The organism is Chryseobacterium ureilyticum (genome assembly GCF_900156735.1).
Lineage (GTDB): Bacteria > Bacteroidota > Bacteroidia > Flavobacteriales > Weeksellaceae > Chryseobacterium > Chryseobacterium ureilyticum.
Genome location: NZ_FTOL01000004.1, coordinates 311,737 through 338,532 on the forward strand (window position 1 = coordinate 311,737; position 26,796 = coordinate 338,532).

Consider the following 26,796-nt stretch of genomic DNA (forward strand, 5'->3'; position numbering starts at 1 on the left):
AGAATAGTAAATCTTATCAACTTAAAGTCTCTTAATAGTTCAAAAAAAAATAAATCAAAATCCTATTCCAATAACATCAAAAACGAATCAATATGAGCGAAAATCATCACGAAAGCTACGAGAATATGACTGACAAGCAGAAAAACCGCACCATATGGAGCGTGATCACTGCGTCATCCCTCGGAACACTTATAGAATGGTATGACTTCTACATTTTCGGAAGTTTAGCGGTTGTTTTGGCAACTAAATTTTTCCCGGCAGATAATCCTACAGCTGCATTTTTATCTACCCTTGCTACTTTTGCAGCAGGATTTGTAGTAAGACCTTTCGGAGCTTTATTCTTTGGAAGACTGGGAGATCTTATCGGGAGAAAATACACCTTCCTTGTTACTTTACTGATCATGGGATTTTCCACTTTCCTGATCGGATGTATTCCAAGTTATGAAACGATTGGGTTCATGGCTCCTGTTTTAGTTTTAATTCTTAGATTATTGCAAGGATTAGCTCTTGGTGGTGAATACGGAGGTGCCGCAACCTATGTTGCCGAATATGCACAACCTCATCGAAGAGGTTACTGGACCTCATGGATTCAAACTACTGCAACGGCAGGACTTTTCATTTCATTGATCGTTATTTTAATTACCAAAACCACACTTTCTCCTGAAGAGTTTGATGGCTGGGGATGGAGAATTCCGTTCTGGATTTCAATTTTAATGGTTGCGGTATCTTATATCATCAGAAAAAACATGAAGGAGTCTCCGCTTTTTGCTAAAGCTAAGAGTGAAGGAAAAACATCCAAGAATCCGTTAAAGGAAAGTTTCGGAAATAAATATAATTTCAAATTTGTTCTTCTTGCTCTTTTCGGGGCAGCAATGGGACAAGGGGTAATCTGGTACACAGGACAGTTCTATGCTATGAGTTTCATGCAAAAAGTAATGAATATAGATTCTACACAGGTAGACTATCTTATGGCTACGGCTTTGTTTTTAGGAACCCCTTTCTTTGTATTTTTTGGTTGGCTTTCTGATAAAATCGGAAGAAAAGCAGTGATGATGACAGGAATGTTAATTGCAATTTTAGCGTACAGACCTATCTATGACAGTATGTTCAAAAGTGTAAATCTTGAAAATAAAGTAATAGCATCTAATGGAATCACAGAGAAAAGAATTGCTAAAATCCACAATGATATTGCAACAGATAGCCTTGTTACCTTCCACAAAGAAACTCTTTTCACAGACGGAACTTTAATCAAGAAAGACAGTATCGTTCACTGGTCACCAAGCGGTCCGGTAATGAAAGACGGAAAAGCTGAAGAGGCAAAAGTTTCTCAAGCTGTAAAAGTAAGTGATGACACAAAATGGTATCTGATCTTCCTGGTGTTTGTACAGGTGATATTTGTAACGATGGTTTACGGTCCTATTGCAGCATTCCTTGTTGAAATGTTCCCGGTAAGAATCCGTTATACATCAATGTCTTTACCTTATCATATTGGAAATGGTGTATTCGGAGGGCTTCTACCTGCAGTGGCAACTTATCTGGTAACCACAGGAAAGGATGCAGGACATGCGACATGGTACCTGGAAGGACTTTGGTATCCGATTGGAGTTGCAGCGGTATGTTTCATCATCGGATTAATTTATCTTAAAAATAAGAACAATAATCTTCACGATTAATCATTGATTCACTCAAATTTTTATTAATTTTAAAACTACTAAAATGAACGGACTAAAAAAAATATTAGGCATTCTCTGGATCGCAATAGCAGTGGTCGTAGGATATTTCGGAATTACTGTAATGGGAATCCCCAAGATTGCTTCAGGAAAACAGGAAGATCTGGTTTTTGGTATTATTATCTTATTTGTACTGATGCCGATTATCTCAGGCGGAATGGCTGTTTTCGGGTATTATGCCATAACTGGAGAATATTCTGACGACAAAATATAATTAAAAAGCTACAGGATGATTGATGGACGGCAAAAATGTCTGTTCATCAATTATCTTTTACGAATCATCATTTATGAAAAAAAGACACGAACAAAAACTGATTATTCTGAGCATCGGGCTGATGATTGCCTTCAGTATTCCTATTTCACTACTTTTCAATAGTGATCGGGAAGTTTTAGGCTATCCTATGATCCTGATCTATTTGTTCGCAGTCTGGATGATTTCCATCGTGATTTCCTTTGTAATCGTAAAAAAACATGATGAGTAGTTTTGCTTTATTTTTTGTAGTTCTGTTTTATCTGGCTCTCCTTTTCTTAGTTGCTCATCTGGCAGAGAAGAAAAGAAGTAAGCTTTGGATCAACAACCCGTATATTTATGCACTTTCATTAGCTGTGTATTGTACGGCATGGACTTATTACGGAAGTATTGGCGTAGCAGCTACCAGTGGATTAAATTACCTTCCGATCTACATTGGTCCCATCATGATTATCCCTGCCTGGATCTATATAAACACGAGAATTGTAAGAATTTCCAGGGTCAACAAAATCAGTAGCCTTGCAGATTTTATATCTTTACGATACGGAAACAGCAGAAGCTTCAGTGCTATCATTACCGTCGTGTGTCTTCTTGCTATAGTTCCTTATATTGGGTTACAGATCAAAGCTATTTCTGAGACCTTTCATTTGGTTACAGAAACGTCAATGTCACAGGATATTCTGACGGACAATGCTACATTTGTTGTCATTCTTATCGCTCTTTTTTCTTCTTATTATGGAACGCGTTACGTAGATGCATCAGAAAAACGTTTAGGAATCATTTCAGCCATTGCACTGGAAAGTTTTTTAAAGTTGTTTTTCATTATTATTCTTGGATTATTTGTTATTTATTACGTTTTTGATGGGTTTACAGACATTTATCACAAAGCCAGTCAGTTTAAAGATTTTAAAGAAAAAAATACATTCAACGGTATTGAAGGAGCTATGAACTGGATGGTTTTATGCATGATCTCAGCCACGGCGATCTGTATTCTTCCAAGACAATTTCATACTGCAATCGTTGAAAACAGACAGGAGAAACACATCAGAACAGCGATCTGGTTTTTCCCGCTTTATTTATTGATTTTCACCATATTTATCTTCCCAATTGCATGGGGCGGAAGATTGATTTTCGACGGACAAAAAGTAAATCCTGAGTTCTACTCTATTTTAATTCCTCAGCATTTTGATAATACTTTAATCACGGTTTTGGTTTTTCTTGGCGGATTGAGTTCATGCATTTCCATGATCATTATCTCTGCAATCACTCTGTCCATCATGCTTTCCAACAACCTGATCATTCCTTACGGATTGCTTGGAAAGTTTAAATCCGAAAATGAAGAACAAAACACAAGAAGCATTACTAATATCAGAAAATTTAGCATTTTCGCTCTGATTATCATGGCTTTTGTGTTCTACAAATATTTCATCATCAAAAAATCACTGGATTCTGTAGGCTTGATTTCTTTTGTTGTAATAGCACAATTGGCGCCTGCATTTTTCGGAGCCTTATTCTGGAGAAGAGGAAGCTATAAGGGTGCTATAATAGGGCTTGGGGCCGGATTGGCGATCTGTTATTTCGGATTGATTATCCCACAGTATTATTTTTCGTATAACCAGGAATTCAAAGGAATTTTAAGAGATATGTATGATTCTTTTGATTTCTTTACCATTCCTTATCTGGCAAGAATTCCACAGATTTTCTTCTGGTCCCTCTTGATAAATACAGGTTTATTTACCATTATTTCAGTGAGTTCAAAAGGAAATTATCGTGAAAGGAACTTTGCTGAGCTCTATGTAGATATTGATAAATACATTCAAAATCATGAGAATGCTTTTATCTGGCGAGGAACAGCTTATATTTCCGATATTCAAAATATTCTGGAACGTTTTTTAGGCAAAAATAAAACCGAGCAGGCGTTAAGAATTTTCAATTTAAAATATAATATTGATTCAAAAACTGAAACTGCAGACTCAAGATTTATCAAGTTTTCTGAAAACCTGTTGGCAGGAAGAATCGGAACAGCATCTGCTAAAATCCTGATTGAAGGTGTTACAAAAGAGGATAAAATATCCTTAAAAGAAGTTTTAAATATTCTGGAGGAATCAAAGGAAAACATCAGCTTAAATAAGAAACTTACGGAACAGTCTGAAGAGCTGCAAAAGCTTTCGGATGATCTGAGAACAGCCAATGAAAACCTCATCGTGAAAGACCGTCAGAAAGATGACTTCCTGGATTCCGTTGCTCATGAATTGAGAACTCCAATTACAGCAATACGTTCTGCAGGGGAAATTCTGGCAGATGACGATGACATTCCACTGGATATCAAAAGTGAGTTTTTAAACAATATCATTACAGAGTCTGACCGATTAAGTGAAATCATTAACGATATTCTTTATCTCGACAAATTACAGCATGGAGAGATCTCTTTAAATATTCAACAGCATAATATTATTGAGACCTACAAAAAGGCATTAAACCCTCTGCTCCACCTGATACAACAGAAAAATATTCATTTAAGCGAGGTTAATCTTTTGAATCATTTTATATTTGAATATGATGAAGCGAGAATGATCCAGTTGTTTCAGAATATTTGGGGAAATGCTCTGAAATTCACCGATGAACAGGGAACAATACAGACCAAGCTATTTGAAAAAGACAATCAGTTAATGATAACTATTTTCAATACGGGAAAACATATTCCTGAAGAAGATCTGGAAATGATTTTTGACAAGTTTTATCAATCTAAAAATCAAAATATTTTAAAACCAACAGGAAGTGGACTTGGACTTGCCATCTCAAAAAAGATAGTACAGGCACACCAGGGAAGTATAAAAGCTGAAAATAGCGGACTTGGAGTAACCTTTACCATCAGTCTTCCTGAAAAGATAATACACGAGAGTAAAAATGAAGTTGAACACCTTTAAAAAGCCTTTATGAAAAAGATAATTATTGCAGATGATGAGCATAAAATATTAATGTCGCTGGAATATAGCTTCAGGAAAAACGGTTATGATGTTTTCATTGCCCGTGACGGAACGGAAGTTCTTGAGTTCTTAAAAACCATGATTCCCGATGTCATACTTCTTGATATCATGATGCCCAATCTGGATGGATACAGCACTTTGGACATCATCATACAAGACAATAAACTAAAAGATACTAAGGTAATTTTCCTGAGTGCTAAAAACAACCCCAGAGATATTGAAAAAGGAATGGAAATGGGCGCCGATGCTTATGTAACCAAACCTTATTCAATAAAAAAACTGATGCAGCAGATTGAAGAGCTGTTTTAGATGAAAATACAAGGGTAACAACCACTCCAAATACACAATTATTGACATGAAAACCGATACTTTATTTAAACAAAGCATAGAAGACAAAGAAAATTTCTGGAAGGAACAGGCTGAAGCAATACACTGGTTTGAGTTTCCACAACAGATCCTTTCAAAAGATGACAATGATTACCCTCAATGGTTTTCCGACGGAAAGCTCAATATGTGCTATTTATGTATCGACAAACATATTGAAGACGGATTTGGTGATCAAATTGCCATCGTGTATGATTCTCCGGTAACCAACCAAAAGAAAACCTATACATTCCATCAGGCAAAAGAAGAAATTTCAAAGTTTGCAGGAGGATTGTCTTCTTTAGGATTGAAAAAAGGAGATACGGCTATTATTTATATGCCGATGATTCCACAGACGCTTTTTGCTATGCTCGCCTGTGCAAGAATTGGGGCTATTCATAATGTGGTTTTCGGAGGTTTTGCACCTCATGAATTGGTGGTAAGAATTGATGATTGTAAACCTAAAGTTTTAATCACCGCAACAGCAGGAATAGAAATCGCCAAAAGAATCCCTTACCTTCCATTAGTAGAAAAAGCTATTGAACTGGCGCAGGATAAAGTAGACAACATCATTGTTTACAATAGAAAACTGGTAGATAATCAGCATGAAATGTTTGAAGGGCTTATCGATTATGAAGAACTGGTTCAAAAATCTGAATCTGCAGACTGTGTGCCTGTAGAATCCACTCACCCGCTCTATTTACTTTACACTTCCGGAACTACCGGAAAACCCAAAGGCATCGTTCGTGATACAGGTGGCTACGCAACCGCTTTAAAATTCTCTATGAAGTATATGTATGGTATTGAACCCGGTGAAACTTATTGGGCGGCTTCTGATTTTGGATGGGCAGTCGGGCACAGTTATTCTGTCTACGGACCTTTACTCAATAGAAATACAACTATAATATTTGAAGGAAAACCTATTATGACACCGGATGCGGGAACTTTCTGGAGAATCATCTCAGAATATAAAGTTTCGGCAATGTTTACCGCTCCTACTGCAATAAGAGCAATAAAAAAAGAAGATCCAAACGGAGAATGGGTTAAAAAATATGATCTTTCCTATTTTAAAAAGCAATTTTTAGCAGGTGAACGATGTGATGTTGCCACCTTGGATTGGTTTGCAGAGCATATCGGAGTTCCTGCTATTGATCACTGGTGGCAGACAGAATCAGGATCACCCATGCTGGGGTTGTTAACCTTTGATGAAAATTATAACATCAAAAGAGCTTCTGCCGGAAAACCAATTCCGGGATATGACATTAAAATCTTTGACGAAAACGGACTGGAACTCGATCCACATCATGAAGGCTATTTAGTGATCAAACTTCCTCTTCCTCCAGGTGCTTTACTTGGAATATGGAAAGATTATAATCGTTTTGAAAAAAGTTACTTATCCCAATACAATGGATATTATTTCTCCGGAGATGGCGCTATACAAGATGAAGACGGCTATATTTTCATTACAGGACGTGTGGATGACGTCATCAATGTTGCCGGACACAGACTTTCCACTTCTGAGATGGAAGAAATTGTTTCATCACATCCCGATGTTGCAGAATGTGCCGTTGTAGGCATTGATGATGAACTTAAAGGACAAGTACCTTTCGCAACGGTTGTTTTAAAAAACGGCACCACCATTTCGGAAGCCGATGTTGAAAAGGACATTATTCAAATGGTTCGTGAAAAAATAGGTGCTGTAGCTTTTCTTAAAAGTGCAATGGTTGTCAAACGTTTACCCAAAACAAGATCAGGAAAGATACTTCGTAAGCTTATCAGAACATTATTAGATGGTAAAGATTTTCAGATTCCTTCCACTATTGATGATGAGAAAATCATTGAAGAAATTCAGGGAAAAATCAAGGAATATAGGGCTTAACCAAAAAATTAAACATATATTTAAGTATCATTTCTGAGCGTTAAAAATTACCATTTTAAAATTTTAAGACCTATTATTTCTTACACAGATAAGATGATATCTGAAAATTAAATTCAAGCAAAAGATTAAACAAATTAACAATATAATTCAAATTTCAAAAAAACGAAAAAGGATATGAGAAATTACTTAATAGAAGATTTACCACATTATTTTGAAGAATATAAAAAATCTATCAAAAATCCAAAGAAATTCTGGGATAAGGTAGCAGATCAAAACTTCGTGTGGTACCAGAGATGGAGCAAAGTCGTTAAGTATGACATGAATGAAGCAAAGATCACCTGGTTCAAAAACGCCAAACTTAACATTACCAAAAACTGCATTGACAGACACCTTACCATAAGAGGAGAAAAAACAGCTATCATTTGGGAACCGAACGATCCGAAAGAAGAAGCACAACACATTTCCTACAACGAATTATACACTCGTGTCAACAAAACAGCCAATATTTTACGCGACATGGGAATCGAAAAAGGAGACAGAGTCTGTATTTATCTTCCTATGATCCCTGAACTGGCAGTTACCATGCTTGCCTGTGCCAAATTAGGAGCTGTACATTCCGTTATTTTTGCAGGATTCTCCGCTTCTGCCGTTTCTTCAAGAGTTAATGACTGTGAAGCTAAAATGGTTATTACTTCAGATGGAAGTTACAGAGGAAGCAAAGTTTTAGACTTAAAAAGTATTGTTGATGAAGCTTTAGAAAAAACACCAACCGTTGAAAAAGTTCTTGTTGTAAAGAGAACTCACAACGAAATTAAAATGAAAGAAGGAAGAGACTACTGGCTAGCCGACCTTTACGAAAAAGCATCCCCGGATTTCGTTACCGTAATCATGGATTCTGAAGATCCTCTTTTCATCCTTTATACTTCAGGCTCTACAGGAAAACCAAAAGGAATGCTTCACACCTGTGCCGGATACATGGTTTACACCGCATATACCTTTAAAAACGTATTCAATTATAAAGAAAATGATATTTACTGGTGTACTGCGGACATTGGATGGATCACAGGACACTCCTACATTCTTTACGGTCCATTGTTGAATGGTGCTACCACAGTAATCTTCGAAGGTGTACCTACTTATCCTGAGCCGGATCGTTTCTGGGAAGTTATTGAAAAACATAAAATTACTCAATTCTATACTGCTCCAACCGCAATACGTTCTTTAGCAAAAGAAAGTGCAGAATGGGTAGACAAGCACGATCTGAGTTCACTGAAGGTCATCGGATCTGTAGGAGAACCTATCAATGATGAGGCATGGCACTGGTTTAATGATCATGTTGGAAAGAAAAAATGCCCAATTGTAGATACTTGGTGGCAAACTGAAACCGGAGGAATTATGATCTCTCCTCTTCCGTTTGTTACCCCTACAAAACCAACTTATGCGACATTACCTTTACCTGGAATTCAGCCTGTTTTAATGGATGATAAACGCAATGAAATTACAGGAAATCAGGTAACTGGAAACCTATGTATTCGTTTTCCATGGCCAGGAATTGCAAGAACAATCTGGGGTGATCATCAGAGATATAAAGAAACTTATTTCACAGCCTTTCCAGGTAAGTATTTTACAGGTGACGGAGCTTTAAGAGATGAGGTGGGTTATTACAGAATTACCGGACGTGTGGATGATGTAATTATTGTTTCTGGACACAATTTAGGAACCGCACCTATTGAAGACAGTATCAACCAACACCCTGCTGTAGCAGAATCTGCAATCGTAGGATATCCGCATGACATTAAAGGAAATGCTTTGTATGGTTATGTAATGCTTAAAGAAACCGGAGAAAGCCGTGACAAAGACAACCTTAAGAAAGAGATCAATCAATTGATTTCCGATCAGATTGGTCCTATTGCAAAACTTGACAAGATACATTTCGTTTCAGGGCTTCCGAAGACACGTTCAGGAAAAATTATGCGTAGAATTCTGAGAAAAATTGCAGAAGGAGATTTCAGTAATTTTGGAGACATCAGCACATTATTGAACCCGGAAATTGTAGAGGAAATTAAAAACGAAAGAATTTAATTAAATAACAAATATTAAATAATAAGACCGTTTCAATTATGAAACGGTCTTATTTTATTAGCTCATACTTCATAAATGTTTTTTTATCTAAAATAATTGGAAAATAAACACAAAGAAATACAACGAAAATTATAAAAAAGTAAGAGTCAATCTAGCAGTAATTAAAATCGGCTCTATTCGCTAAGTCGGTGTGAGGATTAATTTAGTCAAGTTATAAAAGTAGAGTTAATCAACATCAAAAACCTTCATTTTGCTTTCATTACAGACAACTGATAAAACGTAACTGTATCAGAGAAATTATTTAATTAACAAATTTAAACACTCGTTCAATAGACATCCTCAAACATTTTAACATTATATTATAGATGAAATATTAATAGATAAATTTTATTGGATAAATACTAAAAAAATAAGAAAATTATTATTAACTTTAATCAGAACTTTAAAACCCATTAATTATGTCAAATATATTAGCTGGGCTATTTGAGCACCATAGCGATTACAAAAAATTGGAAAATGATCTGGAAAACTCAGGATTCCCAAGTTCAGATTATATTATATACCTTAGCAGTGACCCAAACAACGCTCAGTACTTGGCTAGCGTTGCAGTAAAAGACAGTACTCAGGCAGACAGTGCCCGGAGCATTTTTACTCAGAATACTGTTATAAAAACTTATTTATTTGAAAATATGAGCATTGATCAGGCTAATTATGATACGATTAAAAAGTACATCGATGCCAGAAACAGGGCGGAAATCCACAACAGCCCAGACATTAAGATTAAAACGTCGAGTGACGGTATGAATTCAGAAGTAAAATTTTAAATCAATATAAAATCTAATAACCGAATCCGTAGTAACCCTACGGATTTTTATGTTTGAAAAAAGTAAAAATTTTCGTATTTTCGTCTAAATATAGGCATCTGCACAAATGAGTTACGATTTAGAACAAGAAAACAAAGAGATCCTTGCCAGATATAAGGATCTGATTTCTAACACATACAGAACTTTGGATGAGGAAAATAATAAGCTCATCCGAAAAGCATTTGACATTGCGTTGGACGCTCATAAAGATCAAAGGAGAAAATCTGGGGAACCTTACATCTATCACCCTATCGCTGTAGCAAAAATTGTAGCGACAGAGATTGGTTTGGGTGCCACTTCCATTGCCTGTGCACTTTTGCATGACGTCATTGAAGATTCTGATTATACATACGAAGACCTTAAGAAAATCTTCGGAGAGAAAATTGCCAATATCGTGAATGGATTGACAAAGATATCCATCATGAATCATCAGAATATTTCTGTTCAGTCTGAAAATTACAGAAAGCTGTTGCTTACATTATCTGAAGATTTCAGAGTGATTCTGATCAAGATTGCAGACCGTCTTCACAATATGAGAACGCTGGAAAGCATGGCTCCGGATAAGCAGAAGAAAATAGCTTCGGAAACGGTGTATATTTACGCTCCCATGGCTCACCGTCTTGGTTTGTATAATATCAAATCAGAGCTTGAAGATCTTTCTCTAAAGTATAATAATCCTGAAGTTTATAATGAGATCACGGAAAAATTGGAACTTGCCAAAGAAAGCCGTGAAAGATATATCGAAGAATTCAAAACAGAAGTTTCTGAGAGACTTCGTGAGGAAGGATTAAACTTTAAAATCAAAGGTCGTGCAAAGGCTATTTCTTCCATTTACAGGAAAATGCTTAAACAGGGGGTTTCCTTTGAAGAAGTTTTTGACAACTACGCGATTAGAATTATTTATAAATCTGATGCTAAAAATGAAAAATTTCTGGCATGGAAGATCTACTCTATCGTTACCGATGTCTACCACAGTAATCCGTCCAGAATGCGTGACTGGATCACACAACCTCGTTCTACAGGATATGAGAGTTTGCATTTAACAGTTTTAGGTCCTGATAAAAAGTGGATTGAAGTACAGATTCGTTCAGAACGTATGGATGAGATCGCTGAAAAAGGAGTTGCAGCACATTACAAATATAAAGAAGGCTACAAGCAAAGTTCCGATGACCGTAATTTTGAAAAATGGGTTACAGAAATCCGTGAAGTACTGGAACAGCAGCAGAATCTTTCTACGTCTGAACTTTTGGATAATATCAAGCTTAATCTTTATTCAAAAGAGGTATTTGTATTTACACCAAAAGGAGAAATTAAAATTTTGCCAACCAATGCTACGGCTTTAGACTTTGCCTTCTCCGTTCACTCTGATCTGGGAATGAAATGTTTAGGTGCTAAGATCAATGGAAAATTGGTTCCGATTTCTTATGTACTGCAGAATGGAGATCAGGTGGATATCTTATCTTCTCAAAATCAAAAACCTAAATCAGACTGGCTGGAATTTGTTGTGACTTCAAAGGCTAAGTCTAAGATTAAAAGTTACCTGAATTCCCAGAAAAACCAGCTGGTAGAAGAAGGAAAAGAAATTCTACAAAGAAAGCTTCGTCATGCGAAAATCAATTTCAATGATGAAGAGATTAATAAATTACAGAAGTTCTTTAATCTAAAATCATCACAGGAACTATTTTTAAAATTCCAAAGCAACGAACTGGATGTAAGTAGTTTAAGAAAATATATTGAAAGTAAGAATGTATTCAACAATTTACTTTCGAGGTTCAGAAAATCCCCATCTAAAAATGTTCAATTCGAGGAATCGAAAGAACAAAATCTCGATATGATCGTCTTTGGAAAAGACGAGGAAAAACTGAACTATACTTATGCAAAATGCTGTACGGTAATTCCTGGAGATAAAATCTTCGGATTCATCACTATTTCTGACGGAATTAAAGTTCACAGCGATAACTGCCCGAATGCGATCAACCTTAGAGCACAATATGACTACCGTGTCATTCCTGCAAAATGGGTAAATGCAGAAAGCTTCAAAAACAGAGTAAAAATTGAAATTGAAGGTCTGGACAGAATGGGTATGATCAATGATATTACCACAGTAATCAGTGGAAGTATGGGAATGGATATGAAAAGCATGTCCATAGAATCCAATAATGGCGTTTTCACCGGAAACATCAATCTTGAAGTTAAGAATAAAGGTCAGTTAGAAGAAACCTTTAAAAAACTTAAAAGTATTAATGGAGTCTCAAGGGTGAGACGAGTACAATCATAAATATGAATTTATCACAATATTTTAAAAATTTTTTCAACAACAGTCAGGCATCAGGAATTATACTTATTTTCTGTGTGCTTATTTCATTACTTATTGCAAACTCATCAGCCGCAGAAAGCTTTCAGCACTTTTTGGATAAAGAAGTTGGAACCCATCTGTTTGGGCTTGAATACCCTGTCAGCATCTGGATTAATGATGGTCTGATGGCTGTTTTCTTTCTTTTGGTAGGACTTGAGATCAAAAGAGAGCTTGTAGAAGGTGAACTTTCATCTTTTAAGAATGCCTCCTTACCTATTTTTGCTGCAGTCGGCGGAATGCTTGTTCCGGCAGTTATTTACAGTATTTTCAATGCAGGAACAGAATACAGCAATGGCTGGGGAATTCCTATGGCTACAGATATAGCCTTCTCATTGGCAATTATTTCAATGCTCGGAAAGAAAATTCCTAATTCTATCAAAATATTTCTGGCTGCATTAGCCATTGTAGATGACTTGGGAGCAATTCTTGTTATTGCAATATTTTATACGGATCAGATCCATTGGACCTATCTTTTATTATCGTTTGGAGTAACAGCGCTACTGTTTATTTTAAACTTTTTAAAAGTAACCAAAACAATATTTTATATTATTCCAGGGCTATTTTTATGGTACTTCCTGCATCATTCAGGGATTCATGCAACTATAGCTGGTGTTTTACTTGCGTTTTCCATTCCGACCAATGCATCTAATGTAGAAATTTCACCATTGGAAAAACTGGAGCATCAGCTTCATATTCCTGTAAGCTTTTTAATCATGCCTATTTTTGCTTTAACGAATACCAACATTACTTTTTCAAGTGAAATGGTAACTGGAGTTACAAGTACGTTAGGATTAGGTATTATTTTCGGTTTGGTTGTTGGAAAACTGGTTGGAATTAATCTATTCTCTTTAATTGCCATTAAATTAAAACTCAGTTCATTACCTCAAAACAGTAACTGGACTCAGATGATAGGTGTAGGTTTACTTGCCGGAATTGGATTTACTATGTCTATTTTCATCGCATTACTTTCCTTTAAAGGCGAAATACTTATCCAGGATGAAGCTAAATTTGCTATTCTTATCGCGTCTTTTATTGCAGCTGTTTTAGGATATACGATCTTAAGTTTAAGCTCAAAAGGAAATATTCCTGAAGAAGATTAAAGACTTTATGAGACACAAAGAATTCGTAATTTATATCATAACATAAAGAGTCGGGGAATCAATTTTATTGATTCCCCGATTTACTTTTTTAACAAGATAGTCTATTATTAAGACTCATCTTTTTTATTATTTTCAAGTTTTCTTTGGTGCTCTTTGTCACTGTTAAAATCCGGTTCTATGACCTGAGTATGGTATCCAATCGTTTCTTTTTGGATCTCATCTGAAAGCAGCTTCTCTATTCTGAGCTTTCTGATCGCCATATTCAATTCGTTTCCAAATAACAGAAGATACACGTTAACATTCACCCAAACCATCAACAGGATCATACTTCCGATGGATCCATAAAGAACGTTATAACGGGCAATATCTTTTACGTAAATCGCAAAAATATAGGTAGTAAGTACAAATAATATCGTAGTAAGTACAGCACCTGGAATAGCTTGTCTGAATCTGATAATCTTCACTGTACCCAGCCAATAAAATAAGGTCAAAAGAATGAAATAGAACAACGGAAACGATACAAATCCAATAATACTGGAAAGGTTATCTACCAACCATGAAACGTCATAAGCGGGTGTGAAAAGCTTCATTACAACCTCTGAATAATAAATTCCGAATAGCGCCAGAAATACAATTGTAATAAATCCTATAGTAATAAAGAACGAAAGAATAAACTCCTTTACATCACTCAGTTTTTCTTCTGTATTTTCATTGAATCCATTAATCAAAGAAAAAGTACCATTTGTTGCGAATATAAGTGCCAATACAATGGTAAGATTACTGATTCCCTTCATATTCGGGATAATATTGGTTTCAATATATCCTCTCACATCACCTTCCATATTGGATGGAAATACATTATGCATCAATACATCAAAGATATAAAACTGCAACTTGTCATAGTGAGGCATATAAGGCAATACGGAAAGAAGGAAGAGAATAAAAGGAAATAAACTTATGGTAAAGCTCCATGAAATAGCGGCTGCTTTTCTACCAATTTTCCCTTTGAAAATTCCGGAAATATAAATCTGAAACATCTGCCAAAGCGATATTCCCAATACAGGAATATGAATGTCATCAAAAAAATCTTGAATCTTCAAAATAAAATTAGGAACCTTTACACCCATCTATTTGCTTGTCTTTTTACAAAGGTAGGGGAATTAAATTAAATAGGCAGCAGGTTACGGATGATAGGTAGCAGGGATTGGATGAGAATATTAAACTTTAAAACCCTTATCTTTGCCACCTGAAATTTTTCACAATGCGAATCAGTTTACTTTGTATCGGCAAAACAGATGACAAGGAAATTACATCCTTGATCAATTATTATCTTAACCGTCTTCCCAAGCACTGGAATTTTGAAATCACGGAAATTCCTGATGTAAAAAATGCTAAAAATCTATCCCCAGACCTTCTGAAAAAAGAAGAAGCTAAGTTATTCATGAATCACATTGATAAAAATGATCTTGTGGTAATTCTTGATGAAAAAGGGAAACAGTTTACCAGCCGTGAATTCTCGCAGAAAATAGATACGTGGATGAATTCTTCTGTGAAAAAAGTACACATTCTGATTGGAGGAGCTTATGGTTTTTCAGAAGATATGTACAGCAGGGCTAATGAAAAAATGTCGCTATCTAAAATGACATTTACCCATCAGATGATCAGATTATTTATCGTTGAACAGCTTTACAGAGCCGATCAGATTTTACAGGGAAAACCGTATCATAACGATTAAAAATAAATACCACTATCCGATTGATTATAAAATCGCAGGATAATGGTAATAGAATAATTTTATTTAAAAAAAGGCAAATTAGTTTTTTAAACTGATTTGTCTTTTTGCTTCACCCACCACAAAAGCGACAGAGTTCGCAATATTAAAACTTCGAATAAGTTTAGACATCGGAATGGTTAAATGATTTTCAAACTGATCTAATACTTCTTTACTCAAACCCACACTTTCTTTTCCGAATACCAACCAATCTCCCTCCTGAAAATTATTTTCAAGATAAGATTTTTCTGCATGGGAACTCATCAGGAAAACGCGCGACGGATCTGGAATACTTTTTACCCACTCCTCTACATTGGCATATTCAGTGACATCAAGATGTACCCAATAATCCAATCCGGAACGTTTTAAATTTTTATCATTAATTACAAATCCAAACGGATGAATTAAGTGCAACTTACACTCGGTTCCCACACACAATCTTCCGATATTTCCAGTATTATTAGGAATTTCCGGTTCTACAAGAACAATGTTTAACATGTCTATTTACTTTACTGAATTAAAAAAACAGCTAAAGTTAACGATTTGTTGCATTCAGCTGCTTTTATGAATGATTAAAATAATGACGCTAAGGAAGTAAAATTCCATCTGTCATTATCTATATTATTTCTTGGTACATTTAGAATAATAGTCAGCCAGTATCGCTTTTTCATAGCCTAATACTACTGCTTTCTCCAGATTTTCACAAGCTTCTTTAGGTTTCGCAGTATCAAATAAAATCAAAGCTTTCGTCACATAAGATTGGGAAAACTTTGCATCAATAGATATAGCTTTATTGATATCCGTAAGAGCTTCTTTATGTTTTTTCATTTTCAGATAAACATCAGCACGCCCGTTGTACAGTAATGATTCCGGTTTCTCGGCAATAAGCTGATTATAATCTTTTAAAGCGCCTTCAAGATCACCGCTATTTTTTTTCAGATTTGCCAATCCCGTTTTTGCAAATACATTATCCGGTGCAAAAGTCAGAATCTGATTGAGGTCTTTAATTGCAAGGTCTTTTTTCCCCTGGCTATCATATATTTTGGAACGGGTAAGATAGAAATCTGGATTTTTATCATCAATCTGAAGTCCTTTTTCAATATATTCCAGTGCTTTTGCTTTATTTCCTTTTTGGCTGTGCAATGAGGCAATATTTGCATATACAGGAGCCGATAAAGGATTTGTTTTTAAAGCTGATTCATAAGATTTAAAGGCAAGCGCTGTTTTCCCCAATCTTCTTTGAACTGTTCCCAGATTATTGTAATATTCGGATTGAAATTTCTGAATCTGTTCTTTTTCTGCCAGCTTGGAATATTGTTCTTCCGCACATTTATAATCGGCTTTTTTAAAACATTCTTCTGCTTTTATTTTATCCTGAGCGTAAATGTTTAGCGAAAGTCCAACGGAAACTAAAAGTAATAAAGATTTTTTCATGAAGGTATATTTTGTTTGTTGATCACTTTTTTAGCGAGTGCTCCAAATATCACTCCCAATAAAGATCCAACAAACGCCCCCACCAAAATATCAATCGGGAAATGCACTCCTAAATATATACGGCTGTAGGAAACCACTATAGCCCAAACAAATATAGCATATGGAAACCACTTGACCTTACTTTTCAGTACAATACTTAAAAAGGCAGCTAAAAAGAATGTATTGGAAGCATGAGCGGAATAAAATCCGAATTGCCCACCACATTTTACAATTCTCATGTAATGCTCCAAGGTAGGGTCATGACAAGGTCTTAATCTTGCTACGCCATATTTGAAAACACTTGCCAACTGATCTGAAACCGTTGCTCCAAGTGCGATAAATATAAGAATGAAAACTAAAGATCTTAGTTTATAATTTTTGTATAAAAAATAAAGGAATATAATGTAAAGAGGAACCCAGATCCATGTACTGGAAATCAACATCCACAGCTGATCAAAAGCCGGATCCCCTAAATTGTTCAGGTACAGAAATACCTGTTTATCTTCCTGAATAATCTCCTCCATACTATCTGCTTACAGGTCCTTCGTAGGTTTCGTCGTCTACAGGCTTCGGTTTTGGAGGTTCATTAGAAGCAACAGAATTATTAGGCTCTGTAAGAATATCTTTTTCAATATCCTTCATTGGATTAAAGTCTTTGGCTGCATCCTTCACCTTTTCAATCTCACGCTTAATCTCGGAAACAGGATTATCTGTTTCTTTCATGATTTCAGTTTTGATATCCTCTACTGCTCCACGCATTTTTCTAACGCCTGCTCCTAAGTCACGCGCTATCTGAGGTAATTTATCCGGACCGAATAATACAACGATTGCCACTGCAATCAATGCCATTTCTCCAATGCTTAATTCCATGCTGTAAAATTACGAAAGATTATACATTTATTTACTGTAAACTAAAAATTTAAACAAATTTTAAGATTTTGTACCTCTAGAAGAACATTTTACAGATTCAAAGTTATGGATATGAATCAGTTGACGATATATATTTAATCTCTTCTTCAAAAATTCAAAGAATATTTGTGACTCCTTCAGAAGATGGATAATCAAGGACTACATTATATATTATTGGTTAATAGATTTCTTACATTTTACTTTTCATTTCTATTCTTAAAAGCTGATATCTAGCACTTAAAACTTACTAATTAACAAATAATTAATTCAAAATATTGAGAATTACTCAGCAATTAAGTATATTTACTACACACAACCTAAATAAAATATTTATTATGAAAAAACTTGTTACTGGCTTTAAAATTCTAGCCGTATTATCGGTACTTACCTTCCATAGCTGTAGTGATGAGAGCGATGAACTATCTCAAAAAGAAACCGTTCAGGCTAAAATCACAACTGCTGATCTGAAAAAAGAAACAACGCCTATTTCACAAGCTGTTCCGGGAGCCGTACAGACTCAACTGGATGAATCCCAAAAGAGCCTTGAAAAGTATTTGAAAAGTGACTTACAGATTTCTGGTGTAAATGTGATAGGAAAAATCTCTACTCAAAAAGGAATTGAACTTTCCAAAAGTCTTATTACAGATAAAGATCAATTTATTGCATCTGGAAATATAACGGAATCTTCTTCTGTAAAAATGGGGAGAATTGGTGATGTATACACTGGCGATGATCTTACCCTTGCACAAAACGGATTAAAGGAAATGGCAACGGAAGAAATCAAAACCGGAACCAATGTAATGGAAGTTATCTGGACCAGCAAAACTGGGAAATTTACCACTCTTTGCTTTTATAATGACTCAGGAATTGTTTGGGATAATGTTCTTGGAGGATTAGTTATCATGGATACGAGAGGAACTATGGAAGATTCTACATCCGTGCAGGCAGCTGCAAGAGTAGCTTCTAAATGGTATAAACAATGGTGGACTGCAAGCTGGCTTTGGGGTTCTAAAAGAGGGGAAATGGGATATCAGATCACGGTTTATTATACAGGATCTACTGTTTCCAATACCGATGTGAATGACTGGGCTTATATCAGCCTTGGAAAAGCGAAAAGCGAAACTAAAATAACAAAAAGAACGGGTGCTTACGGACAATGCCAATATGCTTTAGGACTTTGTACTCCTACCGGTTCTTTAAGCTTCAACTCCAGCAAGTTTTCTATTTCTTTCTCAGGATTGGGAAGCAATATCGTGAACAACGGAGTAAAATCACTTTATCCTTAGTTTTTTCTAGAATATTAAATTTTTAAAGAAGTAAAGGGAAGCTCATGGCTTCCCTTTATATATTTCATGTTTATAATTACTTATTTTTCTTTTGTTTCAAAATCTCTACAGCATTCTCTTTGAGTCCGAAAGTATCTTGTAACATTTGATACAGTTCAATGTCATTCTCTATCTGAATTGATTCTTTTTCTCCTGTATTTTTTCTGATATTCAGTGTATTTTCACTAAAAGTATATCGTGCATTTTCATCCACTTTTGAAAGAATCAGATTATTCTTAAACCCTGAATCCGAATGGGTAGAAAGATACCAGTTAGCAATTTCAAGCTCAGGAAGTTCTACATCATCAAGACTGAAACGATATACTGGCAGCCATTTTTCCCTCCATGTCCAAAGCGTATATGAACTATTATTTTTTGAAATCTTAAACAATCCGTTGGGTGTCTGCTGTGGTTCTACATTATGCAATAACAAAGGGCTTGTAAGCGTTGCTGTTCCGAAACCACAATCTATCAGATAGATTTGATCATTAAAATTTACGGTTAACAATAGATGTGTTCTTGCTGCGCTACTGCTTTCTTCTCTTCTCCACACTACCCTGCCCAATCTAAGATCAACATTAAATCCGAGATATTTTAAAATATCATGTAAAAGAAGGTTCTGTTCATAACAATAACCGCCTCTTGAATCTATAACAAGCTTTTGAAAGATATCTTCTGTATTTAAAGAAGGAACAGTTCCCGTATAAGAATCAATATTTTCAAAAGGAATATATTTTGGATGCAACTGATGGATTTCTTTTAAATTCTCCATATTTGCACTTCTATCTCCGGAATAATGAATTCTTCCAAAGTATTTTTCTAATGCTAAATTATCCATACTTTAAAGTTAGAAATAAATCTGTATTGCTTAAATTTTTCCTTTCTTTTTAAAGGCAGAATAAGTGATCACTACACTTAAAGACATTAATATAAACGCAAGAAAGAACGGTGCTCCTGAAAATTTAAACGGCGCCTCATCATGCGTGAAAAAGTAGAATAGATTCGTCATCATCGGAGGTCCGATAATGGAAGTTGCACTCATCAAGCTCGTAAGTGCTCCCTGAAGCTCTCCCTGTTCATTTGAAGGTACACTTTTGGTGATTACAGACTGTAAAGCTGGTCCGCAGATTCCTCCTAAACAGTAAGGAACCAAAAAGGCAAACATCATCCACCCTTCGGAAGCAAAAGCAAACAAGAGCATTCCGACTGCATACAAAGCCAAACCATAATAGATACTTTTCTGCTCACCCAATCTCGGCGTTGTCCATCTGATGAGAAGTCCCTGAACCAATCCTACCAATAACCCGACAACACCCAAAGAGATACCAACCATTCTTTCCGACCAGTTGAATTTATACATCGTAAAGAAACTCCAGTTACTTTGTACTGCATGCCCTGCAATATAAATCAAAATCAGAGAAACAATAAGCCCTGAAATTTCCGGATGCTTTCCTAAGAATTTAAATGATCCTATAGGATTTGCGCGTTTCCAATCAAACTCCCTCCTTTTATCTTTATCCAAACTTTCAGGAAGAATAAAATATCCATAAAGGAAATTCAGCAAACACAATCCTGCTGCTGCATAGAAAGGAACTCTTGCTCCATAATGTCCCAAAACCCCACCAAGAACAGGTCCAATGATGAATCCGAGACCAAATGCAGCTCCTATCAGCCCAAAGTTCTTTGCCCGATCTTCATCAGTAGAAATATCGGCAATATATGCACTTGCAGTAGTAACACTTGCTCCGGTAATCCCTGCAATCACTCTTCCAAGAAACAGCCACCAGATCGTGGGAGCCAATGCCAGAAAAATATAATCTACAGCAAATCCGAAAAGTGAAATAAGAATAATAGGTCTGCGTCCGTATTTATCACTAAGGTTCCCCACCAGTGGAGAAAAGATAAATTGGGTGAATGCATAAGCAAATCCCAGCCAACCTCCATATTTTGCAGCTTCACTGATATCTGCATGAATCAATTCTTCAATTAATTTAGGAACAACCGGGATAATGATTCCCCATCCAGTAATATCAATCAGTAAAGTAATAAATATAAAGCCAATAGCTGCTTTCTTCCTTGAATTTTCCATGATGATACAAAATTAATCAAATCTTAAAAATAATGGTTCTAAATTTCATTACATTAAACATATATAATATTGAACAATAGATTTATACTAAAAAACTTCCTTTTTATATATTTTAAATAATTCATCCAATCGACTGAAAATAAAAGCCATAACACATTATCCCATCACTTTACAGACATGCACATGAAAGAATAATTCAAAATACAGGGAAAACACCTATATAATTTTTAAATAATTTTAAGTATACTTGTTATCATAAAAAACACAAATTCGATGATCATTTATTACACCCAATCTGGGCAGTCCCTTGCTGATCTCTGTAATGAGATACAGCTTGAAAACCCTGAGTATTTAAAAGAGTATCATAATCGAAACTGTTCTTTGTCGGAACGTTTTGATGGCGATATTGTTCAGGGAATGAAACTTTATATTCCATCATCACCTGAAATCCTTGGGCTCAACAAGAAAATCAGAGACAACAACCAAAGCTTTTATGATTTCCCAGCTAATGGAAAATTCCCTTTTGATTTTAGATTCTGGGAAGGAAATTATCAAATTACCCAGACTGTCTATTCTGATGACACAATCCTTACAAAGTATGAGAACAAAGTCAAATTACATTTTGAAGGAATTAAAAACAGGAATTATCATTTTCTCTTTTCAGCATTTGATTTCAGAAAAAATGAAGATATCTCAGACACTAAAGTGGACACCCTTGCAAAAATGTGCATAGAGGTAATCTATCCAATTCGATATATTATAGATCCTGATGGGAAGCTTATTGATATAGTACTGACAAAGAAAACAGAAGATATTGTTTCTGAATTGGATTCTATAAAGAACTTTTTCCCAGATCAATATTCCTCTGATTATATTGAAAAGATGAGAGATATTATAGAAAGTCCAGAAATCACTTCACAGAAGTTTAAAAATACGTTATTTAACTCTTTTATGTTTGGTGCCTTCTACAGAACTCAATTAGGAAACTGGGTTACTTCAAATGTTTACTATGATTTTTATCCTTGGATCTTTGATGCTCAGCCGATACGGTTTGAATTTCAAAACACATTATTGTCCAAAGATATTGTAGATGATGAAAGAGTAAAGATTCAGCAAAAAGGGAGTTCTATTGACAATCGAAATCTGGAAGACTTATATATTACGGATTCCAAGTTTGATGAAAAAACAGATACAGAAAAGAAGCCTATAGATTGCGAGCATTTTTCAGAATATCTTTTTAACCGAGAAAATTTATCATTGTATAAAATTGAAGCGAGATTTCAATATTTCGGGCATGAAAATACACGAAGAGAAGATTTTTTATTAGAAAGAATTACGGATAGCTATTAAATTTAAAAACACAAACGATTTCAAAAAATACACCCCCTCACGATGGTAAATATTTCGTGATCCAAAAAGGAAAAGCCCAATGCAATCAAGGGAATCAGTTTCCACAATTTAAAGTAACCTCTCACCAGAAACATTATTGGAATAATAAAGAAGGACAAGCTGATTATTTAGCTGTTACAGAAGACGATCTGCAATTCAATCCTTCCGGACCTAGTTTTGGGCAGTGTAAGTTAAAACCAAGTTCAGGCGGTTATTTACCTTGTGCTTTTGCTCCTGCTGGAAAATGGCAGAAGTCCTATGAAAAAGTAAAGGTTATGAACAAAAGTTGTATTACAGAACTGTCTGAACTTATGTGTGTAACAGGTGGGAAAATTACGATAAAAGAACATGGACAAACTTCGGAGGTAACCCAACAGAATGTAAGAAATGCAGATCCAAAACAGCAACAGAATATTAACCCGTTGCTTGACTACAAAGAATTTCAGGATGAACAGGAAGAAGATGTAAACATCTGCAAATAAACACACAAATATGGGAAAATTAACAATCATCGGAAACGATAAGCCTGTGATAGGAAAACAGGAAATGTATTCTGTCACTACAATAAATGGCTGGCTGAACCCTTTACAACCTATTAAAAACCCTTTACAAATACCCAAAGCACATTGGGAGGTGATGGTACAGACCAAAACAGGTTGGAGAAAAGGCGGAAGCGATAAAGAAGGTCAAATGGTTCCTTATATTTTCGGACAGAAGAGTTTATTTCATAAGGGAATAAAGATCATTGTACGTCAGGGTGAAGACTATGGAGAACTTATTGTACATCCACAACGGGCTAAAGAACCTAAAATAACCAGAGTGGAACTTCTGGATGCTAACTATAAACCTATTCCAAAAGGTAAAAAGTTAAGCTATAAAGATACCATTATTGCAAGGGCATATTGTGTAGAGATGTTCGAGATGAATATTGCTTTTACCCTTTGGGAAGATGATGCTCAGGGAGAAGGACACAAGCCCACAGTAAATGCTTTGAATAAAATCAATCCTGTCCCTGTTCTTAGTAGAGTAAATGAAAAAGGAATGGCAGAAGCTGTTTTCAGATTACCTTTTTACACAATGGCTGTAATGATAGCCAATGCACGCACTGCATCAGGTGATAAAAATGAGGGAGCAACTCACGAATATTATGTAACGGCTGATGTGGTTAGCAAACATATACAAAAAGCAAGTCCTAATATTAATGTAGTCAACCCTACTCATAATCCAGAACCTCCAAGAAAAAGAGAGGTTCCTAAAGGGCATACTCCCTCACCAGCAAAGCCCAAAACAACTCCTACTCCAGCAAAACCCAAACCTAAACCTGATGGAAATTCAGCAAAATTCCCAGTAACCACGGGCGGAAAAAAGAGTGATGATCCTCAAGGAAAGATCCTGAGTGCTGAATTTGTGGATAATAATGGTAACAGACTCCATTCTTCCAAAGTGGGAACAGCTGTAGCTGTAAAAATTACGGCAAAGGGTATGAAGAATAAAAAAGTGAAGATCAAAATATGGGAGGAAGACAATTTCAGTTGGACTAATGATTTGATTCATGAAAAAGATTGTGTATTGGTGGGAGATACAAGTTTTGTAGGAGTACTGTTAACAAAAGAAATGTTTGACAAAGCCAAAGAATTTGGAACTGATAGTAGCAGACAGGATTATTTTATAGAAGTAATACACAATGATACTTCTGTAAACTCGGCCGTGATGCCTGTGAGTGCAGATGCTGAGCCTACAAAGGTGGAGAGTGGGAATAGTGCAACGATGGTGAAAGAACCGAAATTGGAATCTAAGAATTGTGGAGGTAAATATTGTATTGACAAAAATTCTGCTCCAAGCGAGTTGATAAGAGAAATAAATATTCGTTTAGCAGGTTTTGGTGGAAATGTACCAACAGATAAATTTACAGACAGAACCGAAAGAATGATTAAACAGTTCCAAAGAGACTATATGAAAGTTCCTGAAACAGGAAAAGTTTGCGGAAATGTTTTAAAGGCTATTGATGAGTTTTCAAATAAATATTCAGTTAATATCGATGAAGGAAAATGTCCATGTAGAAAATGTACAGGGTTTGGTAAAGGGTTATATCCAGAAGAGAAAAATAATGCTAAAATTCTCGAAAAAAGTAGAAAATATGAATATCCAGGTATTCATAGATCGTTATTATGGGTAGAGAAAGCAATAAAATTTTATTTAGCTAATCAGGAAAAGCAAATAGGATTGAGGGTCGGTAAAATAAATTCAGGTTATCGTTGTAATGCCAATAATAAGATAAATAAACGACATAGCACTAATCACATGGGGAAGGCTTTAGATATTCATATTTATAAACTTTCTGATTCAATTAATACTGAGAAAAATGCAGATAAAGTAAGAGATGTTTTGATTAAATATACTGATGCAAAATATAGGTGGAAAGACCATAATGTTTTTGCTTTAGAACCAAGTTCCAGAAATAGAATAGATGAGGAGTATATTGCTACAACTTGGGTACACTATGATGTTAGAACTTTTGACTTAGAATATCTCAAAGATGAATATTTTGTAAAAGATAATAATGGTGTAAATGGCGAAAATATTATAGCTTTAGCAAATAAACTAGGATATAAAAATACTTGTAATTGTAGTGACGGAACTAGAAAAGAAAATAAGACTAAAGAAAGTAAAAAAGCAGATAAATATAAGTGGGCTCATAGTAAATTTGGAAATTTAATAGCGAAAGTTGAATCATCAGATGATTATAATAAATGCAATAAAACCGAAAAAGTAGCATATAAAGTCAATGGTAAGATAAAATACAAACGGGTTGTTAAAGTAGTAAATAGTGTAAAAGTTGTTGAAACTACTATCAAAGAAATTCAAAAAAAACAGGCAGATAAAGATCTTTTTGCCATAGGCAGGTATCAACTTATTCCAGAGACATTAAAGAGTGCAATTTTAAGTTTGAGTCTTGATATAAATAAAAAATTAGATGAGGAAACACAAGATAAAATTTTTGATGATTATCTTATCAAAGTTAAAAGGCCAAAAATTATTGGATATTTGGAAGCGAACGGTGCTGTTGAAGATGCCATGTATTCTGCCGCCCAGGAGTGGGCTAGTATTGGTGTTGAAAAAGGGAAACGTATAAGTGATAAATTAACAAAAAGTGGAGAAAAAATAATAAGGTATGCCAAAAATGGTGAATCTTATTATGCAGGTGATGGACTAAATAGAGCACATGTTAATCCAGAAGAAATAAAAGAAGCATTAATAAATTCTAAAAATGATAATAAATAAATATTTAGTGGTTAGTATGTTCTTATTTGCAGTAAGTTGTAAAAAAGAAACTCCTAAAACGATAACGAATAACGTTAAATCTGATACATCAAAAGTCCCCCAAAAAGAAAATACTTCTTCATTTGATAAGATTAATGGTTTTGTTAAAGAGTCTTTTGTTATAAGTTGTGGCTCAGGCTGTGCTATTAGTTATTCACCTGAAAGCATAAAGCAAATTAATAATACAATAGATGTAACATTTAATGTTAAAATGTATGAAGATGAAAAAATAACCGATACTTACGATGAAGCATACATTTTTTCATATAATGATTTAGGCAAATTAGATAAAATTATAAAAAAGGGTGAAAGTGAAGATTTTTTAGGGACCCTTATGCCAGATGCTCAACGATCGTTTTTAGATTTTGGTAATAATTTAACGGCTAATAAAGGTATTATATTCTCGAAAGGTAAGAAACAAAACAATTCATCTGATGAAAAGGAATATAGAATATGTAAATTACCTTTTAACTTTGATGATTTTTACAATATTTGTTATGATAATTCTGAAAAATGTTCAGAAAGATATCCTTCATATACTTTTCCAAAAAATAAAGATATTCTTGACTATTATAGTATTGATAGATCTCCAACAAGTTTTTTTTTATTACCTAAACTCAATAATATTCAGCCAATAATTTGTGCATATACAGATTCTGATATTGAAGGATATGAATTGATAACTGCAGAAAAAGGGAAGTTAATTTCTTCTTTAAAAATAGCAAAAATGGATGGTGAAAGTATTCAAGATTTTAATATAACAAAAGAATATCTTATCATATTATATAAAGCAAAGAATGCAGATGATTCTAAAAAAGAAATAGGAAGGTATAAAATATCAGATAATGGGAATATTATAAAACTATAGAATATCAATAATTAAGATAGATCTTTAAGAATTATGCCGCT

At 34.9% G+C, this 26,796-nt stretch carries 22 protein-coding genes and 1 pseudogene; 16 read left to right on the forward strand and 7 right to left on the reverse strand.

What is annotated here, in order from left to right; translation table 11 throughout:
- The first annotated feature begins 92 nt into the window (after positions 1-92).
- The 10 genes and pseudogenes from BW983_RS14055 (at position 93) to nhaA (ending at position 13,610) form a co-directional block, all read left to right on the forward strand.
- Positions 93-1,673 (forward strand): MFS transporter, encoded by a 1,581-nt coding sequence (locus BW983_RS14055; RefSeq protein ID WP_076552527.1) that lies wholly within the window; start codon positions 93-95, stop codon positions 1,671-1,673.
- Between the two features lie 43 nt (positions 1,674-1,716).
- Positions 1,717-1,944: a DUF6814 family protein gene (locus BW983_RS14060; RefSeq protein WP_065393983.1), complete on the forward strand. Its 228-nt coding sequence runs from the start codon at positions 1,717-1,719 to the stop codon at positions 1,942-1,944.
- A gap of 73 nt (positions 1,945-2,017) precedes the next feature.
- Entirely contained in the window at positions 2,018-2,212 is a 195-nt protein-coding gene (locus BW983_RS14065) for a hypothetical protein (RefSeq protein WP_076552528.1), read from the forward strand.
- Positions 2,205-4,907: an ATP-binding protein gene (locus BW983_RS14070; protein WP_076552529.1), complete on the forward strand. Its 2,703-nt coding sequence runs from the start codon at positions 2,205-2,207 to the stop codon at positions 4,905-4,907. The genes BW983_RS14065 and BW983_RS14070 overlap by 8 nt, the downstream gene beginning before the upstream one ends.
- Positions 4,908-4,916: 9 nt before the next feature.
- The gene (locus BW983_RS14075) at positions 4,917-5,276 is read left to right on the forward strand and encodes a response regulator transcription factor (protein ID WP_076552530.1); all 360 of its coding nucleotides are present in this window, start codon (positions 4,917-4,919) and stop codon (positions 5,274-5,276) included.
- A gap of 46 nt (positions 5,277-5,322) precedes the next feature.
- Positions 5,323-7,209, forward strand: a complete 1,887-nt coding sequence (locus BW983_RS14080) for an AMP-binding protein (protein WP_076552531.1) — start codon at positions 5,323-5,325, stop codon at positions 7,207-7,209.
- Positions 7,210-7,377: 168 nt separating this feature from the next.
- Positions 7,378-9,291 (forward strand): annotated as a pseudogene (gene acs / locus BW983_RS14085) (acetate--CoA ligase); the annotation flags it as partial.
- A 458-nt stretch (positions 9,292-9,749) separates the two neighbouring features.
- The gene (locus BW983_RS14090; RefSeq protein ID WP_076552533.1) at positions 9,750-10,115 is read left to right on the forward strand and encodes a hypothetical protein; all 366 of its coding nucleotides are present in this window, start codon (positions 9,750-9,752) and stop codon (positions 10,113-10,115) included.
- Between the two features lie 106 nt (positions 10,116-10,221).
- Positions 10,222-12,432, forward strand: coding sequence for a RelA/SpoT family protein (locus BW983_RS14095; RefSeq protein ID WP_076552534.1), 2,211 nt, complete (start codon positions 10,222-10,224; stop codon positions 12,430-12,432).
- Between the two features lie 2 nt (positions 12,433-12,434).
- Positions 12,435-13,610 (forward strand): Na+/H+ antiporter NhaA, encoded by a 1,176-nt coding sequence (gene nhaA / locus BW983_RS14100; protein WP_076552535.1) that lies wholly within the window; start codon positions 12,435-12,437, stop codon positions 13,608-13,610.
- A gap of 107 nt (positions 13,611-13,717) precedes the next feature.
- Here the strand turns inward: nhaA and BW983_RS14105 are convergent, their stop codons facing one another.
- Positions 13,718-14,737, reverse strand: a complete 1,020-nt coding sequence (locus tag BW983_RS14105) for a YihY/virulence factor BrkB family protein (protein WP_076552536.1) — start codon at positions 14,735-14,737, stop codon at positions 13,718-13,720.
- Positions 14,738-14,871: 134 nt separating this feature from the next.
- Between BW983_RS14105 and BW983_RS14110 the strand changes: the two genes are divergently transcribed.
- On the forward strand, positions 14,872-15,345 hold the full coding sequence (locus BW983_RS14110; protein ID WP_076552537.1) for a 23S rRNA (pseudouridine(1915)-N(3))-methyltransferase RlmH: 474 nt from the start codon (positions 14,872-14,874) through the stop codon (positions 15,343-15,345).
- 78 nt (positions 15,346-15,423) lie between these two features.
- Here BW983_RS14110 and BW983_RS14115 read toward each other — a convergent pair whose 3' ends face one another.
- The 4 genes from BW983_RS14115 to BW983_RS14130 all read right to left on the reverse strand — a co-directional run bounded on the left by BW983_RS14115 (position 15,424) and on the right by BW983_RS14130 (position 17,724).
- Positions 15,424-15,879 carry a tRNA (cytidine(34)-2'-O)-methyltransferase gene (locus BW983_RS14115; RefSeq protein WP_076552538.1) on the reverse strand — a complete coding sequence of 152 codons (456 nt, stop codon included), beginning with the start codon at positions 15,877-15,879 and terminating at the stop codon, positions 15,424-15,426.
- 123 nt (positions 15,880-16,002) lie between these two features.
- Positions 16,003-16,815 (reverse strand): tetratricopeptide repeat protein, encoded by an 813-nt coding sequence (locus BW983_RS14120; RefSeq protein ID WP_076552539.1) that lies wholly within the window; start codon positions 16,813-16,815, stop codon positions 16,003-16,005.
- Positions 16,812-17,378, reverse strand: a complete 567-nt coding sequence (locus BW983_RS14125) for a phosphatase PAP2 family protein (RefSeq protein ID WP_076552540.1) — start codon at positions 17,376-17,378, stop codon at positions 16,812-16,814. The genes BW983_RS14120 and BW983_RS14125 overlap by 4 nt, the downstream gene beginning before the upstream one ends.
- Position 17,379: 1 nt before the next feature.
- Positions 17,380-17,724, reverse strand: coding sequence for a Sec-independent protein translocase subunit TatA/TatB (locus tag BW983_RS14130; RefSeq protein ID WP_065393969.1), 345 nt, complete (start codon positions 17,722-17,724; stop codon positions 17,380-17,382).
- A 374-nt stretch (positions 17,725-18,098) separates the two neighbouring features.
- On the opposite strand from BW983_RS14130, the gene BW983_RS14135 reads away from it, so the two are divergent.
- Complete coding sequence (locus tag BW983_RS14135) at positions 18,099-19,049, forward strand: hypothetical protein (RefSeq protein ID WP_076552541.1); 951 nt, start codon at positions 18,099-18,101, stop codon at positions 19,047-19,049.
- Positions 19,050-19,125: 76 nt separating this feature from the next.
- Here the strand turns inward: BW983_RS14135 and BW983_RS14140 are convergent, their stop codons facing one another.
- Together BW983_RS14140 and BW983_RS14145 are read right to left on the reverse strand one after the other, a co-directional pair.
- On the reverse strand, positions 19,126-19,926 hold the full coding sequence (locus BW983_RS14140; RefSeq protein WP_076552542.1) for an arylamine N-acetyltransferase family protein: 801 nt from the start codon (positions 19,924-19,926) through the stop codon (positions 19,126-19,128).
- 30 nt (positions 19,927-19,956) lie between these two features.
- Entirely contained in the window at positions 19,957-21,177 is a 1,221-nt protein-coding gene (locus tag BW983_RS14145; protein ID WP_076552543.1) for a TCR/Tet family MFS transporter, read from the reverse strand.
- A 273-nt stretch (positions 21,178-21,450) separates the two neighbouring features.
- On the opposite strand from BW983_RS14145, the gene BW983_RS14150 reads away from it, so the two are divergent.
- From BW983_RS14150 to BW983_RS14165, 4 genes are read left to right on the forward strand one after another with little or no spacing between them, the layout of a single operon-like run.
- Entirely contained in the window at positions 21,451-22,527 is a 1,077-nt protein-coding gene (locus BW983_RS14150) for a hypothetical protein (RefSeq protein ID WP_076552544.1), read from the forward strand.
- A gap of 56 nt (positions 22,528-22,583) precedes the next feature.
- On the forward strand, positions 22,584-23,048 hold the full coding sequence (locus BW983_RS14155) for a DUF4280 domain-containing protein (protein ID WP_228409010.1): 465 nt from the start codon (positions 22,584-22,586) through the stop codon (positions 23,046-23,048).
- A gap of 10 nt (positions 23,049-23,058) precedes the next feature.
- Complete coding sequence (locus BW983_RS14160) at positions 23,059-25,848, forward strand: peptidoglycan-binding domain-containing protein (RefSeq protein WP_076552546.1); 2,790 nt, start codon at positions 23,059-23,061, stop codon at positions 25,846-25,848.
- Entirely contained in the window at positions 25,835-26,755 is a 921-nt protein-coding gene (locus BW983_RS14165) for a hypothetical protein (protein ID WP_076552547.1), read from the forward strand. Before BW983_RS14160 ends, BW983_RS14165 begins: the two co-directional genes overlap by 14 nt.
- The last annotated feature ends 41 nt before the right edge of the window (positions 26,756-26,796 follow it).